A 16,017-nucleotide genomic window follows, 5' to 3' on the forward strand; every position below is an offset into this window, starting at 1 on the left:
CGTCTGCGAAGTCGGTTTTTGACCAAAAAACGACCGCGTGACGAATTGTCAACAGACCCTAATCATTATTCGTCGTCGTTTGAGAGAACAAAACGGTAAATAGCCGCACCGATTGCGCCGCCGATGAGCGGAGCGACCCAGAAGAGCCATAATTGTCCGACTGCCCAGCCGCCTTGGAATAAGGCCACGCCGGTCGAGCGGGCGGGGTTGACCGAGGTGTTGGTGACGGGAATGGAGATTAAGTGAATCAGCGTCAGCGCCAAGCCGATGGCAATCGGGGCGAAGCCGGCCGGAGCACGTTTACTGGTCGCGCCCATGATGATGATCAGGAAGAACGCGGTTAAGACAACTTCAATCACCAGTGCAGACATCAAATCATAGCCGTTTGGCGAGTGTTCGCCGTAGCCGTTGCTGGCAAAACCGGAGGCCGCGGCGTCGAAGCCCGCCTTGCCGGAAGCGATAACATACAATACGCCCGCAGCGGCAATCGCGCCGATGACTTGCGCAACGATGTAGGGCAGCAAATCTTTACCGCTGAAACGGCCGCCGACAAACAAACCCAGCGATACCGCAGGGTTGAAGTGGCCGCCGGAAATATGGCCGACGGCAAAAGCCATGGTCAATACGGTCAAACCGAAGGCCAAAGCCACGCCGGCAAAGCCGATACCGAGCTCGGGATAAGCCGCAGCCAAAACTGCGCTGCCGCAGCCGCCCAGCACCAGCCAGAAAGTGCCGAAAAATTCGGCAAAATATTTTTTCATTTTAAAATTTTTCCTAATTATTAATATTGTTGGCCAAGAAAAAAGCATGGGGCAGGGCGGCAAACCGCAGCCAAGCCCTTCATGCTCCGCAAGTGGCCGTCAAAGGTCGAAAGTTACCATGCGCGGCATGGTAAGAAGGTTTCCGCATGTTTGGCGAATGACTTTACCTGCTTTTGCAGCGGCTAACCCAATTAAAGGGAAATTGTATTAACGGCAACAGAATAGCGGCGCTTAGGCTAAGTTGTTCAAATTAAAACAATCATAAATTAACAAAATCCGCAGCCAAAGCAGGCGGATATCATCATCACTTTTATCCTGCAGGCAGCCATGATTTTCAGACGGCCTTTAAATCCCCGTATCTGCTACCATATTTCTATTATTTGATTTTCAAAGCGCAAGGCCGTCTGAAATGCAAGTCATCCAATACGAAAACTCCCCCTTCAAACTCCACCAACCCTTTCCTCCCGCCGGCGACCAGCCCGCCGCGATTGCCGGATTGCTCGAAGGGCTTTCAGACGGCCTCGCCTACCAAACCCTGCTCGGCGTAACCGGCTCGGGCAAAACCTATACCATGGCCAACGTCATTGCCCAAAGCGGCCGCCCCGCCATCATCATGGCGCACAACAAAACCCTGGCCGCCCAGCTTTATGCCGAAATGCGCGAATTTTTCCCCGAAAATGCGGTGGAATATTTCGTGTCCTACTACGATTACTACCAGCCCGAAGCCTATGTGCCCAGCCGCGATCTGTTTATCGAAAAAGATTCCGCGATTAACGAACACATCGAACAAATGCGCCTTTCCGCCACCAAAAACCTGATGACGCGCAACGATGTCGTCATCGTTGCCACCGTCTCCGCGATTTACGGTATCGGCGATCCCAGCGAATACCGGCAAATGGTGCTTTCCGTCAAAGAGGGCGACACCATCGACCAGCGCGACATCATCAAAATCCTTGTTTCCATGCAATACGACCGCGGCGAAACGGATTTCAAACGCGGCTCCTTCCGCGTGCGCGGCGACGTCATCGACGTGTACCCCGCCGAAAGCTCCGACAACGCCCTGCGCATCAGCCTGTTCGACGACGAAATCGACCGCCTCGACCTTTTCGACCCGCTCACCGGCGCCGTTATCCAGCGCGTCGGCCGTTTCACCGTCTTCCCCGGCAGCCACTACGTTACCCCGCGCGACACCGTATTGCGCGCCTGCGAATCCATCAAAGCCGAGCTGCGCGAGCGCATCGAATTTTTCGCCCGCGAAAACCGCCCCGTCGAGCAGCAGCGCATCGAACAGCGCACCCGCTTCGACCTCGAAATGCTCTACGAAATGGGCTTCTGCAAAGGCATCGAAAACTACTCCCGCCACTTTTCCGGCAAAAAAGAAGGCGAACCCCCGCCCACGCTGATGGACTACCTGCCCGACAATGCCATCATGTTCATCGACGAAAGCCACGTTACCGTCACCCAAATCGGCGGCATGTACAAAGGCGACGCCTCGCGCAAACAAAACCTCGTCGATTACGGTTTCAGGCTGCCTTCCGCCCGCGACAACCGCCCGCTCAAATTCCACGAGTTCGAAAAAATCATGCCGCAAACCATCTTCGTCTCCGCCACCCCCGCCAAATACGAAGAAGAACACGCCGGCCAAATAGTCGAACAAGTCGTGCGCCCCACCGGCCTCGTCGACCCCGAAATCATCATCCGTCCCGTCGCCACCCAAGTGGACGACTTACTCAGCGAAATCAACGACCGCATCGCCAAAAACGAGCGCGTACTCGTCACCACCCTTACCAAACGCATGGCCGAACAGCTCACCGACTATTACAGCGAACTCGGCATCAAAGTGCGCTACCTGCACAGCGATATCGATACGGTAGAACGTGTTGAAATTATTCGGGATTTGCGTTTGGGATTATTTGATGTTTTGGTGGGCATCAACCTGTTGCGCGAAGGCTTGGACATTCCCGAAGTATCATTGGTGGCGATTTTGGACGCCGACAAAGAAGGCTTCCTGCGCTCCCACCGCAGCCTCATCCAAACCATAGGCCGCGCCGCACGAAACGTACACGGCGTAGCGATTCTGTACGCCGACAAAATCACCGACTCCATGCGCGCCGCCATCGACGAAACCGAACGCCGCCGCGAAAAACAGATTAAATTTAATGAAGAACACGGCATCATCCCCCAACAAATCAAAAAACAGGTCAAAGACATCATCGACGGCGTGTACCACGAAGAAGACGGCACCGGCGGCAAAGGCCGTCTGAAAAAAGGCAAAGGCGTGAAAATCGGCGAAATCCACAGCGAAGAAGACGCCATCAAAGAAATCGCGCGCTTGGAGAAACAAATGCAGCAGGCGGCCAGGGATTTGCAGTTTGAAGAGGCAGCGGTGTTGCGGGATAAGATTCGGGGGATTAAGGAAGGGTTGTTGTTTGGGAGTGAGTGAGTTAAGGTCGTTTGTTTGAAAATTTAAAGCAATGAGCAGGATAAATTATGACAATAAATGATGAAGCAAGCGTAGGGTGGGCAACTCGTTTGCCCACCCCCTTGAACTTCCTGTCATGCCAACTTGGTGGGCAATAAACTGCCCACCCTACACATTGTTTTCAAAGCCGTCTGAAAACTGCAATTTTCAGACGGCTTTGTATTTGGCCGTTGCCCGACTGTGCAGTGCCGATATGGTAAGATAGACCGTAAGCTGCCGTGATGTGCCGCGATAATGATGATAAGGAAAAGTTGAGATGTTGATTTATTCGATTGAGCTGCCGCTGCCTGAGCATTTGACGGTCAGGCAGATTTTGGATTTGGGGTGTGAATGGATTTACGGAAGCCGCCATTACCGTTTGCAGAAGCACCATTTCGATGAGATTTGGCACAGCCCGGAATCAGTGGTGGAAGCTGAGGGAGAAAAAGCGGAGTTCGGCTATGTACATCTGGCAGACTCGGACTTTGAAATCGGCGGGCTGAAATTTACGCGCAAAGACGAAGAAGGGCGGCAGTGGGTCACAACGATTGTGTCTTCTCAGAGCAGCGGACGGCATTTGGTCAGTGTGCAGCTGAGCTGCGGGCTGCCGGATGCCTCGATGCATCTGCCTAAGGCCAAAAAGCCTTATTTTGTGAAGCAGCTTCTGGCGAACTATGGCGGCGGCATGGACGGGGAAATTCCCGTATCCGACAAGGCAATCGGATTGGCCGATGGCGACGAGGCTATTGCTGCGGCTTTGATACGGGGCGAGGGTTGCAATATTCTGCCGATAGTATATGTCAGCTGTGGATTTGGCGAGGGTGGTTACGCGGTGGATCCGAAGCTACTGGCTCAGGACTTGGCGGGGCTGGCGCATGTGGTGGTCGAGCCGGGGCGGTCGTTTTCCGTGCGTCTCAAGCAGCTGACGGATGCCCGAAATGTGTATGGCGGCAGCATTGGCGTGTATTGGGCGCGGGGTAGTGAACGGAAGTCTTACTTTTTATCCGAAGTGTTGGCCGATGAGCGGGCTTTGAAAGATAAGATTAGGGAAGATATTATCCGCTCACTGGTCAATCGTCGCCAAACGAGCATCTGCAGCTGGCTGCATTTGAAAGACAGCTTGTCCAAGCAGCGTTTGGCGCAGTTGAAGAAAAATCATTACGAAGCGGCCGGGCAGGATGCCACGGTACAGGAGTATATCGATGCCTTCGACAACGAATTAAAAATCAAGGAAGCACATTTGGCGGAAGCCAATCAGGAAATCGCGCGCTTGGAAGCGGAAATCCGCAGATTGTCGGCTTCGCAGTTTGGTCGGTCGGGCGGGATATTGAATACGGGGGTAGAGCAGGATTTATATGACGGTGAAATCAGAAGTTTCGTGCTTGAAGCGCTGGAAAACCAGCTGGAGCGGGGCGCGGCAGCAGGAAGCCGTCAGGCGGATATTTTGAGTGATTTGATTGCCGCCAACCGCATGGACGAAGATTTACGTCTGCATAAGCGGAATGAGTTGAAAAAGTTATTCAACGATTACACCCATCTGACCCCGAAGATTTTAAACGGTTTGAAGCGTATAGGTTTTGCTCATTCGGAAGATGGAAAGCATCACCGTTTTACGTTTGCCGACGATAACCGCTATCAGGGTACGGCCTCCAAAACCAGCAGCGACCATCGCGCAGGAAAAAATTTCGCTCGCGATTTGGGTAATAAGGTGTTTTAGCAAGCGTAGCCTGCGTGTAGGGTGTGTGGCGAAAGCCACGCACGCGTTTTCCCAATGCAAAGCCGTCTGAAAAAAACACATTTTTCAGACGGCTTTATTTTCCCAACGCTCCCGATTGCTGCTTTTCCGATTGTATGATATAAATTAGGTATTCGGCTCTAAACTCTAAAATAAATCCGACAAGAGGATATATGGCACATTCAGCATCAGCAACGCAGCCGCGCGATATGGATACGGCTGCTTTTTTACAGCACATCGAAGCGGCGTTCGCACGCATTTTTTCAGACGGCCTCAACCTGATGGAATACCTGCCGGAAGACAAATGGCTGGCTTTGAAAGAAGCGGGGCTGCTGCTGCCTTTTCTGGACGAGCGGCACGGCGGGCGTAAGGCCAGCCAGTTTGAAATTCAGGAAGTCTTGCGGATTGCCGGGCATTACGGCGTACCCGTTACCCTGCGTACCGGTATCGAAGGCGCGCTGGTGTTGCAGCCTTTGCAGGAGTTCGGCAACGACGCGCAGATTGCGCAGGGGCTGGATTGGATTTTCAACGGCGAGGGCGGCGGCCTGGCCGTAACCGAGCCGGAAACCTCGGGCGCGGCCATCGCGCGGGAAATGCAGTCGTATTACGAATATACCGCCGAAGATACGGTTTATGTCCGCGCCGCCAAATACTGGCAGGGCAACTCGCAAAGCGATTTCCTGCTGGTGGCGGCCAAAGAGCGCAAAAACGGCAAGCTCTCGAAAACCATTAACCTGCTGCTCGTGCCCAAACAATACATCACCTACGAGGCCCTGCGCTCGGAAGGCTTGCGGGCAGTGCGCTACGCAGTCAACCGCATCGATACGGAAATGCCGGCTTCAGCAGTAATGAAACTCTCGGACAGCGATGCCGCCGGTTTGCGCGCGTTTCAAAACATCTTCATCCGCAGCCGCCTGCAGCTGGTGGGCATGACCCACGGCATTATGGAATACATCGTTGCCAATACGGAAAAATTCTCGCGCAGCGACATCAAATTCGTTGAATACGAACGCAGCGAAATCGCACGGCGCTACCAAGTATCGCAGGTGCTGTACGACTTTACCTGCCGCCATGTTTCGCCGGAAGCCCCCGTCGCCCACCAGCTGATGGAAGCGAACATCATCAAAACCCTGGCAACGGAATATACCTACGAAGCCGCGCAGATGCTGCAAAAGCTGCTCGGCGCCAAAGGCTTCGAGCGCGGCCACCCCGCCAGCAACATCGCCATCGACTTCCGCCCGTTCACCATTTTCGAAGGGCCGAACGATATGCTGTATGCAGAAATTTACGACCAGTTTACCCGTGCCACCGCAGCAGAAAAAGAAGCCGGTGTGAAGCTGGACAAAAACCAAACCCTGCTGGCACGCTTGCAGTCGGATATCCGCTTCAGCGCCGTCGCCCTGCCGGAGCGCACCTTGCCGCAAGACGTAGCAGACTTTTTGGCGCAACACACCCTGGGCTGTACCTGCGCCCTGAAAAAAGTATTCGCCGGTAAAATCATCGCCCGCCTGTTTGTGTACGTACAGGCACAGTCGGACGAAGCCGCCCGTTTCGTCTTAAAAGGCATCCGTAAAGACATACTCGATTGCGCGTATTGCGGATAGAGCCAATTATCGGCGTAAAGCCGGGGCTTCAGCGTCTGGCATGATGAAAAAAGCCGTCTGAAAATCCATGCTGATTTTCAGACGGCTTTTTTACACCCATTATTCAGACGGCAAGTTGCCTTTCAGCTTTGCCATCACGGCGTGTGCGTTTTTAATCCGTGTTTCTACGTCTTCCATGGGTATTTCCACGCGCAGTTTGTCGGCGCCGGCGAAGCGGTAGTTTTTGTGGCTTTGCATCAGCAGGATGATGTCGGCCGGTTCGATTTGGGTGTGTTTACCGAAGGTCAGGGTCAGGGCTTCGGCGGTGGCGTCTATGGCGGTGATGCCGAGTGCTTTGGCGGCCAGTCGCAGGCGGTGGCTTTCGAGCAGGGTTTTCACGGGTTGGGCGGGCAGGCCGAAGCGGTCGACCAGCTCTTCGTGTACGGCGTTGATTTGCTGCACGGTTTCGCAGGTGGCGAGGCGTTTGTAGAGTACGAGCCGCTCGTGGATGTCGGGGCAGTAGTCTTCGGGCAGCAGGGCGGGGCTGTGCAGTTTGATTTCGGTAGTGACGCCCAGCGGGGCGTCGAGATCGGGCTGGCGGCCTTTTTTGAGGTCGCGCACGGCCTGTTTGAGCATTTCGGTGTAGAGCGTGAAGCCGACCTGTATCATTTCGCCGCTTTGGCCTTCGCCGAGAATTTCGCCTGCGCCGCGGATTTCCAAATCCTGCATGGCGAGGGTGAAGCCGGCGCCGAGTTCGTCGGCGGAGGCGATGGCGTCGAGGCGTTTTTCTGCGTCTTTGGTGATAAATTCGGGGGTGAGCAGGTAGGCGTAGGCTTGGTGGTGGCTGCGGCCGACGCGCCCGCGCAGCTGGTGCAGCTGGGCAAGGCCGAATTTGTCGGCGCGGTTGATGATGATGGTGTTGGCATTGGGGATGTCGATGCCGGTTTCGATGATGGTGGAGCAGAGTAAGACGTTAAACCGTTGCTGCAAAAAGTCGCGCATCACTTGCTCCAACTCGCGCTCGCGCAGCTGGCCGTGTGCCACGCCGATGCGGGCTTCGGGGAGCAGCTGCTCGAGCCGTTCGTGCATATTGGCGATGGTATCGACTTCGTTGTGTAGGAAAAACAATTGCCCGCCGCGCTTAAGTTCGCGCAATACGGCTTCGCGTACGCTGCCTTCGCTAAAGGGTTTGACGAAGGTTTTGACGGCCAGGCGGCGGCTTGGGGCGGTGGTAATCAGCGAGAAATCGCGCAGACCTTCCAGCGCCATGCTGAGGGTGCGCGGAATCGGGGTGGCGGTCATGGTGAGGATATCGACGTTGGCGCGCAGGCGTTTGAGCTGCTCTTTCTGGCGCACGCCGAAGCGGTGTTCTTCGTCGATAATGACTAAGCCTAAGTTTTTGAATTGGATGTCGTCTTGCACCAGCTTGTGCGTGCCGATGACGATATCGACTGTGCCGTCGGCCATGCCGGCGAGGGTTTGCGTGGTGGCTTTGCTGCTGTTGAAGCGCGACAGGGCGGCGACTTTGACAGGGAAGTCGGCAAAGCGGTCGGCAAAGTTTTGCGCGTGCTGCTCCACCAGAAGCGTGGTCGGGGCGAGTACGGCGACCTGCTTGCCGCCCATCACGGCCACAAATGCGGCGCGCAGGGCGACTTCGGTTTTGCCGAAGCCGACATCGCCGCAAACCAGCCTGTCCATCGGCTTGGCTTGGGTCAAATCTTTAATCACGGCAGCAATCGCGGCGGCTTGGTCTTCGGTTTCTTCATAGCCGAAGCCGTCTGAAAATGCGCGGTAGTCGTCTTCGTTGAACGTGAAGGTATGGCCCTCCTGTGCGGCGCGGCGGGCGTAGAGATTGAGCAGTTCGGCGGCGGTGTCGCGCGCTTTTTCGGCGGCCTTGCGCTTGGCTTTGTTCCAAGAAGCGCTGCCCAGGCGGTGCAGCTGCACGTTTTCATGCGCCTGGCCGGAGTAGCGGCTGATTAAATGTAATTGCGAAACAGGTACATAAAGCTGCGCTTCGCCCGCGTATTCGAGCAGCATCATTTCAGACGGCTCGCCGCCCAAATCCATCGTAACCAAGCCCATGTAGCGGCCGATGCCGTGTTCTTCGTGTACAACGGGGTCGCCGATATTGATTTCGGCCAAGTCGCGCAGCAGGCCGTCTGAAACTTGGGCGTGCTTTTTGCGGCGTTGGGTTTTGCGGGATTTGGCAACGTATTGGTAAAGGTCGGATTCGGTGATGACGGTGATGTGCTGTTCCGCCAACCGGAAACCGTAGGCCAGCGGCGATACGGTAATCATCAGCGGCTCGTGTGCCGACAAAAAGCCCTGCCAGTCGGACACGGGCTTGGGGCGGATGCCGTGCTGCTGCATAAAGCCCAGCATGGTTTCGCGGCGGCCGAGGCTTTCGGCGCAAATCAGGATGCGCCCGCCGAAGGCCGTCTGAAAATCCTGCAAGGCCTGCAGCGGCGCTTCGGCCTGGCGGTCGACGGCCACGTCGGGCAGGGCGTGGCTGTCGTCCAATTCCGGCCATACCTGCGGATAGGTTTTCAGACGGCCTGCAAACTGGTCGGGTGAGAGATACAAATGCTGCGGAAGCAAAGGCGGGTAGGTTTCGTCGCCCTGCGCCATGGTGTAGCGCGATTTCACATCGGCGGCAAAGCGGCGGGCTTCGGCGTGGACATCACCCATGCACACAAACAACGCGTTTTCGCCGATATAGTCAAACAGCGTTTCCAAGCCGTTTTCAAAAAAGAGCGGCAGATAGTATTCCACGCCCGCGCCGAAATGGCCGTTGCTCACAGCCTGATACACCGCTGCCGCGTTGTAATCGCCGTCAATTTCCTCGCGGAAGCGGGCGCGGAAGATTTTTTGCGCCTCGGCATCGGTGGGGAACTCGTGCGCGGGCAGTAGGCGGATTTCGGATACGGGTGAGACGGTGCGCTGGCTGTCGGGGTCGAAGATTTTGATGCTGTCGATTTCGTCGTCAAACAAATCCAGGCGGTAGGGCGCGTCCGCACCCATGGGGTACAGATCGACAATGCCGCCGCGCACGGCAAACTCGCCGGCGGCAACCACATTGGACACATGGCTGTAGCCCGCCTCGACCAAATCGGTTTTCAGCGTATCCAAATCCAGCGTCTGCCCGGCTTTCAGCCAAAACGTGCGTCCGGCCAGAAAAGCCGCCGGCGCAAGCTGCTGCATGGCGGTGGCAACGGGGATAAAGGCCACATCGGCCGCGCCGCTGCGGATTTGCCACAAGGCCGACAGCCGCTCCGAGACCAAATCATGGTGCGGCGAAAAACGCTCGTAGGGCAGCGTTTCCCAATCGGGCAGAAATACGGCGGTGTCGTGCGGACGGAAAAACTGCCAGGCCGTCTGCAATCTCAGCGCCTGCTCGGTGTCTTGGGTCAGAACGATTTTCAGCTGCTTGTGCGGCAGGTGGCGCGCCAAAGCCAGCGGCAGCGAGCCGCGCGACAGGTTGAGCCAGCGGGATTTTTGGGCGGGGGCGGGAAGCGGGTAATTCATAGTGTGGCGGGAAGTGTGCCGGTGTATGGGCAGCGGAAAACGGTAACAGCGGGAATTTTAACAGATTTGATGCGGGTTTTCAGGGGCGGGCGGGGAAGTTTGGTTGTATGTTAATAGCATCAGGATTTACGGTTGGCCTGCCGTATGCGTTGATGATGCAGACAGGAAATCTATCATAGTCCGGTTCAAGCCGTCATACGAGCGTTTCAACCTGTCCACCTGCGCACCGGCGGCAGGGTTTTCCAATCTGCGCTTCAGTTGCGCGGTAGCCGCTTCCGCCTGCCGGATACTTTGGGTCAGCGCACGCGTCGAGCCGCCCAGCGCGGCCAGTGCGGTTTGAGCCGCTCCGACAACGGCGGAAGCCTTGATGACTATTGCTAATTAGGCAGACATAATGTATTCTTATTTCATCAGTTTTATGGGGTTGGGAGGGTGCTATGCTTGCTTTCTTGATTGGCTGTGTAGTAGTAGCATATGTTGTTTATGCGTTAAGCTGTATCATCGGCAGCATCATCGGATTCTTTTATAGCCTCTATATCATTATTACAGACAAATAAATCAAACCCCTCTCGCATAACCCGCCTTAATCTGGCGGGTTGCTTCTTTCTGCCAGTCTTCAAATTCGTCTATAAAGTAAAAAAAGCCGTCTGAAAAATACGCCAAGGCTGCTTGCCCGCGTGTTTTCAGACGGCTTTTCTTATCCGGAAAGGCTTATTGTTTCACGGCTTCCACTTGGATATTGAGCTTGACGTTTTTGGTCATGCCGGCGCTGATCAGATAGTCCATGCCCCATTTGCTGCGGTCGATGGTGGCGGAGAAGTCGCCGCCGCAGACTTCGGCTTTGGCCATCGGGCTGTTGTAGCAGTTGAATTTGTCGGCTTTCAGCTTCACGGGATGGGTTTTGCCCAGTAGGGTCAGTTGGCCGTCAACCGATACCAGTTTTTTGCCGTTGTAGTTGAATTTGGTGGATACGAAGCGCATGGTGGGGTATTGTGCTGCGTTAAACAGGTCGGCGGAGAGCAGGTGCTCGGTAAACTGCGGCGAGCTGGATTGCAGCGAGTTGACCGGAATGCTCAGGTCGATGGCACCCTGACGCTTGGCTTTGTCGAAGGTCATATTGCCGTTTAAGCCGAAGAAGCCGCCGACGTTGGTGCTGGTGGCGAAGTGGTCGATGGCGAAGCGGGCGTTGGTGTGGAAGGGGTCGATTTTGTAGGAAGCGGCGGATGCGCTTGCGGCCGCTGCGGCAAACAGGGCGGTCAGAATGATTTTTTTCATGATTTGTCCTTGTAGAAAGAAAGGGAAGAAAGCGGGCGCTTGTCCCGAAAAATTAAGGTAAGTGTCGATTTTAGCATAGGATTTTGGCGAAATGGTTTGCTGCGGGTTGAAGCAGCGTTTCCTGTGGGTTGATGATGGCGGCGTTGGTAGTATTTTCAGACGGCATCGGGCGCGGCCGACTATCGATTTTTTATCGGAATACGTGATAAAAATATGCGTGCCGCTCTTTCCATCGGCCTGCAAACAGGGTACATTTAACCTTTATTTTGACGACGCCGTAAACAGAGGAAAAAAGAATGGACTGCATTGCCAAATCACAAAAATTGGACCATGTCTGCTACGACATCCGCGGGCCCGTCCATAAAGAAGCGATGCGCCTTGAAGAAGAGGGGCACAAAATTTTAAAGCTGAATATCGGTAACCCTGCGCCGTTCGGCTTTGAAGCGCCCGATGAGATTTTGGTTGACGTAATCCGCAATCTGCCGACTTCGCAGGGCTATTGCGATTCCAAAGGGCTGTATTCGGCGCGTAAGGCCATCGTGCATTATTACCAAACTAAGGGCATCCGCGAGATGACGGTGGACGATGTGTATATCGGCAACGGCGTATCCGAGCTGATTACCATGTCGATGCAGGCGCTGCTCAACGACGGCGACGAAATTTTAATTCCCGCGCCCGATTATCCTTTATGGACGGCGGCGGCCACGCTGGCGGGAGGCAATGTGCGCCATTATTTGTGCGACGAAGAAAACGACTGGTTTCCGAATTTGGCCGATATGGAAGCCAAAATCACGCCGCGCACCAAAGCCATTGTGGTGATTAATCCGAACAACCCCACTGGCGCGGTGTACAGCAAAGAAATCCTGCTGGAAATCGTCGAGCTGGCGCGCAAGCACGGCCTGATTATCTTTGCCGATGAAATTTACGACAAAATTCTCTACGACGGCGCGGTGCATCACCACATCGCCGCACTGGCGCCCGATTTGCTGACGGTCACGTTTAACGGCCTGTCCAAATCCTACCGCGTGGCGGGCTTCCGCCAGGGCTGGATGGTGCTTAACGGGCCGAAGCAGCGTGCGGCAGGCTATATCGAGGGGCTGGATATGCTGGCATCGATGCGCCTGTGTGCCACCACGCCCATGCAGCACGCCATTCAGACGGCCTTGGGCGGCTATCAGAGCATCAACGAGTTTATCCTGCCCGGAGGCCGCCTTTTGGAGCAGCGCAACCGCGCCTACGAGCTGCTGACACAAATCCCCGGCATTTCCTGCGTCAAGCCTATGGGCGCGCTGTATATGTTCCCCAAAATCGATACGGAAATGTACGGCATCAGCGACGATACCAAAATGGTCTATGACCTGCTGGTGCAGGAAAAAGTCTTGCTGGTGCAGGGCTCGGGCTTCAACTGGATTAAGCCTGACCACTTCCGCATCGTGACGCTGCCTTATGTGCACCAAATCGAAGAAGCGATGGAGAAACTGGCGCGTTTCTTGAGCCAATACCGCCAGTAACTCTTGAAATCGTACCGCCTGCGCCCATATTCTGCGGTAAGGGCGGCTCGATAGCCCGGGATTATGAAGATTATTTGAACTGTAAATTATACAAATCGCTTTGCCTGCGCTAGAATCCGCATATTGATTTTCAACCCTCACTTTAATATTGAAGGAGCTTAACATGGCTTTCGTAGATCGTACCGGTCAACAAGTACCTAACGTCGTATTCCACACCCGCCAAGGCGACGCTTGGAAAGACGTTTCTACCGATGATTTGTTCAAAGGCAAAAAAGTAGCCGTATTCTCTCTGCCGGGCGCGTTTACCCCGACTTGCTCTTCAACCCACCTGCCGCGCTACAACGAATTGGCTAAAGAATTCTTCGCCCGCGGTTTCGACAGCATCCTGTGCGTATCTGTAAACGATACTTTCGTGATGAACGCTTGGTTGGCCGACCAAGAAGCCGAAAACATCACCGTTGTACCTGACGGCAACTGCGACTTCACCCGCGGCATGGGCATGCTGGTGTCTAAAGAGCAACTGGGCTTCGGTGACCGCTCTTGGCGCTACTCTATGATCGTGAACGACGGCAAAATCGAAAAAATGTTCATCGAGCCGGAAAAAGAAGGCGATCCGTTTGAAGTATCCGATGCCGACACCATGCTGAAATTCGTTGATCCTGAGTGGAAAGACCAACCTTCAGTATCCATCATCACCAAACCGGGCTGCCAATTCTGCGCGAAAGCCAAAGCCCTGTTGGCTGAAAAAGGTCTGGCCTACGAAGAAATCGTATTGGGTCGCGACGCTTCCGTGACTTCCGTACGCGCGATTACCGGCAAAACTTCTGCTCCCCAAGTCTTCATCGGCGGCCAATACATCGGCGGCAGCGAAGAGCTGGAAGCTTACTTTGCCAAATAATTCGATAACGGCCTGATTCCGCTTCGGCGGATACCGTATCGGGCCGTCTGAAAACCCGTTTTCAGACGGCTCCCGAATAGCGATAGAGTTATTCGGGTAATGCAGCTTACCGATAAGCTGGATTACCCGAATGGCTCTATATTTCAATCGGCGCGCCCGATTGTCAAATTCAATAAATGCGTTATGAAACGCGAATTGCCGTCTGAAAACCGGCACGCCGGAGCGTGCACGGGCGGCGCATCCAGAAAGGACTTATGATGAAACAAATCCAAGCAGACGTAGTGGTCATCGGCGGCGGTACGGCCGGTATGGGCGCATTCCGCAATGCCCGCCTGCATACCGACAATGTTTACCTGATTGAAAGCCATGTATTCGGTACAACCTGCGCCCGCGTCGGCTGTATGCCTTCCAAGCTGCTGATTGCCGCAGCGGAAGCGCGCCACCACGCGCTGCATACCGATCCTTTCGGCGTGCATCTGGATAAAGACAGCATCCAAGTCAACGGCGAAGAAGTGATGAACCGCGTCAAATCCGAGCGCGACCGCTTCGTCGGCTTCGTGGTCAGCGATGTAGAAGAATGGCCGGCCGACAAGCGCATTATGGGCAGCGCCAAATTCATCGACGCGCATACCGTGCAAATCGACGATCACACGCAGATTACCGCCAAGCGCTTCGTGATTGCCACCGGCTCGCGCCCCGTGATTGTGCCGGCTTGGGAAGCATTGGGCGATCGCCTGATTGTCAACGACGACGTTTTCTCTTGGGATACGCTGCCCGAAAGCGTAGCCGTGTTCGGCCCGGGCGTTATCGGTTTGGAACTCGGCCAGGCGCTGCACCGCTTGGGCGTGAAAGTAGAAATCTTCGGTAAAGGCGGCCTCTTGGGCGGCATTTCCGACCCCGTTGTCTTGGAAGAAGCCAAAACCGTATTCGGCGAAGAGCTGGCGCTGCATCTGGATGCAGAAACCGAAGTCAAGCTGAACGACGAAGGCCGCGTGGAAATCAAATGGACGCAAGGCGGCGAGAGCGGCGTCTTTACCGCCGACTACCTGCTGGCCGCCATCGGCCGCCGCCCGAATGTGGACAACATCGGCCTGGAAAACCTCGACATCGAGCGCGACGCACGCGGTGTACCCGTAGCCGACCCGCTGACCATGCAAACCAGCATTCCGCATATCTTTATCGCAGGCGACGCTTCCAACCAGCTGCCGCTGCTGCATGAAGCTGCCGACCAGGGCAAGATTGCGGGCGACAATGCCGGCCGCTTCCCGAACATCGCCGGCGGCCTGCGCCGCAGCACCATCGGCGTGGTGTTCACCAGCCCGCAAATCGCATCCATCGGCCTGCGCTACGCCCAAGTCACCGAGCGTTACGCTGCCGAAAACTTCGTATGCGGCGAAGTTTCTTTCCGCAACCAAGGCCGCAGCCGCGTGATGCTGGTGAACAAAGGCCATATGCGCGTGTATGCCGAGCAGGGCACCGGCCTGTTCCTGGGTGCAGAGATTGTCGGCCCGGCTGCCGAGCATCTGGCGCATCTGCTGGCTTGGGCGCATCAAATGAAGATGACCGTACCGCAAATGCTGGATATGCCTTTCTACCACCCTGTGATTGAAGAAGGCCTGCGTACCGCTTTACGCGATGTGAATGCCAAATTACAATCTGCCTAACGGCAGCCCGGCCGTCTGAAAATACCCGTTTTCAGACGGCTTTTCCGTTCCGTTGACCGCTGAGAAACTGGCTCGGCGGCCGTATGCGTTTTCCCGACCAAGGAGGTATTATGATGAAAAAACTGATGGGATTGTTGGTATTGTCAGCCGCCATGCTGTCTCCTGTTGCCGCCCAATCGGCAGAGAAGCCCGCAGCAGTCGCGGGTAAGCAGGCGGTGAAAGCCAAAGGCATTTGGATTGACGTGCGCTCGCCCGAAGAATTTGCCGAAGGGCATATCCAAGGCGCAGTGAATATTCCGGTGGACCAAATCGCCGAACGCATCCGCAGCGTCAGCCCGGATAAAAACGCACCGGTCAATCTCTACTGCCGCAGCGGCCGCCGCGCGGAAGCCGCTTTGCAGATTCTGCAAAAAGCAGGCTATACCCGCGTAACCAACCACGGCGGTTATCAGGATTTGGTGGCTAAGGGTATCCGCTAGTCTGCGGGGCAGGTGTAACTTGCATGAAGTAGGACGGGCATCCTTGCCCGTCGCTCATTCTATTTATTGAGCCAGTTGCTTTGCCTTACGGCAAAGCGACGGGCAGGGATGCCCGTCCTACAGCT

The 16,017-nt window shown here is 55.4% G+C and carries 10 protein-coding genes; 7 read left to right on the forward strand and 3 right to left on the reverse strand.

Translation table 11 applies throughout. The features are described from left to right. Positions 1 to 65: 65 nt before the first annotated feature. Positions 66 to 761, reverse strand: a complete 696-nt coding sequence (gene aqpZ, locus BDE01S_RS01245) for an aquaporin Z (RefSeq protein WP_066076205.1) — start codon at positions 759 to 761, stop codon at positions 66 to 68. Between the two features lie 409 nt (positions 762 to 1,170). On the opposite strand from aqpZ, the gene uvrB reads away from it, so the two are divergent. From uvrB to BDE01S_RS01260, 3 genes are all read left to right on the forward strand, one after another. Next, positions 1,171 to 3,204 carry an excinuclease ABC subunit UvrB gene (gene uvrB / locus BDE01S_RS01250; protein ID WP_066076208.1) on the forward strand — a complete coding sequence of 678 codons (2,034 nt, stop codon included), beginning with the start codon at positions 1,171 to 1,173 and terminating at the stop codon, positions 3,202 to 3,204. A gap of 295 nt (positions 3,205 to 3,499) precedes the next feature. Continuing rightward, complete coding sequence (locus BDE01S_RS01255) at positions 3,500 to 4,939, forward strand: hypothetical protein (RefSeq protein ID WP_066076211.1); 1,440 nt, start codon at positions 3,500 to 3,502, stop codon at positions 4,937 to 4,939. 191 nt (positions 4,940 to 5,130) lie between these two features. Continuing rightward, complete coding sequence (locus BDE01S_RS01260) at positions 5,131 to 6,561, forward strand: acyl-CoA dehydrogenase family protein (protein ID WP_115225350.1); 1,431 nt, start codon at positions 5,131 to 5,133, stop codon at positions 6,559 to 6,561. Positions 6,562 to 6,660: 99 nt separating this feature from the next. On the opposite strand, the gene mfd is transcribed toward BDE01S_RS01260, so the two are convergent. Both mfd and BDE01S_RS01270 read right to left on the reverse strand, forming a co-directional pair. Then, the gene (mfd, locus tag BDE01S_RS01265) at positions 6,661 to 10,065 is read right to left on the reverse strand and encodes a transcription-repair coupling factor (protein WP_066076214.1); all 3,405 of its coding nucleotides are present in this window, start codon (positions 10,063 to 10,065) and stop codon (positions 6,661 to 6,663) included. 711 nt (positions 10,066 to 10,776) lie between these two features. Further along, positions 10,777 to 11,340 carry a YceI family protein gene (locus BDE01S_RS01270; RefSeq protein ID WP_066076217.1) on the reverse strand — a complete coding sequence of 188 codons (564 nt, stop codon included), beginning with the start codon at positions 11,338 to 11,340 and terminating at the stop codon, positions 10,777 to 10,779. Positions 11,341 to 11,636: 296 nt separating this feature from the next. On the opposite strand from BDE01S_RS01270, the gene BDE01S_RS01275 reads away from it, so the two are divergent. From BDE01S_RS01275 to BDE01S_RS01290, 4 genes are all read left to right on the forward strand, one after another. Then, complete coding sequence (locus BDE01S_RS01275) at positions 11,637 to 12,851, forward strand: pyridoxal phosphate-dependent aminotransferase (protein WP_066076218.1); 1,215 nt, start codon at positions 11,637 to 11,639, stop codon at positions 12,849 to 12,851. A gap of 163 nt (positions 12,852 to 13,014) precedes the next feature. Continuing rightward, positions 13,015 to 13,749, forward strand: a complete 735-nt coding sequence (locus tag BDE01S_RS01280; RefSeq protein ID WP_066076220.1) for a glutathione peroxidase — start codon at positions 13,015 to 13,017, stop codon at positions 13,747 to 13,749. Between the two features lie 257 nt (positions 13,750 to 14,006). Further along, a complete protein-coding gene (locus tag BDE01S_RS01285; protein ID WP_066076223.1) occupies positions 14,007 to 15,413 on the forward strand; it encodes a dihydrolipoyl dehydrogenase in 1,407 nt (468 codons plus the stop codon). A 113-nt stretch (positions 15,414 to 15,526) separates the two neighbouring features. Continuing rightward, positions 15,527 to 15,892 (forward strand): rhodanese-like domain-containing protein, encoded by a 366-nt coding sequence (locus tag BDE01S_RS01290; protein ID WP_066076265.1) that lies wholly within the window; start codon positions 15,527 to 15,529, stop codon positions 15,890 to 15,892. Positions 15,893 to 16,017 lie beyond the last annotated feature (125 nt).

This window comes from Bergeriella denitrificans NBRC 102155 (assembly GCF_001592185.1).
Lineage (GTDB): Bacteria > Pseudomonadota > Gammaproteobacteria > Burkholderiales > Neisseriaceae > Neisseria > Neisseria denitrificans.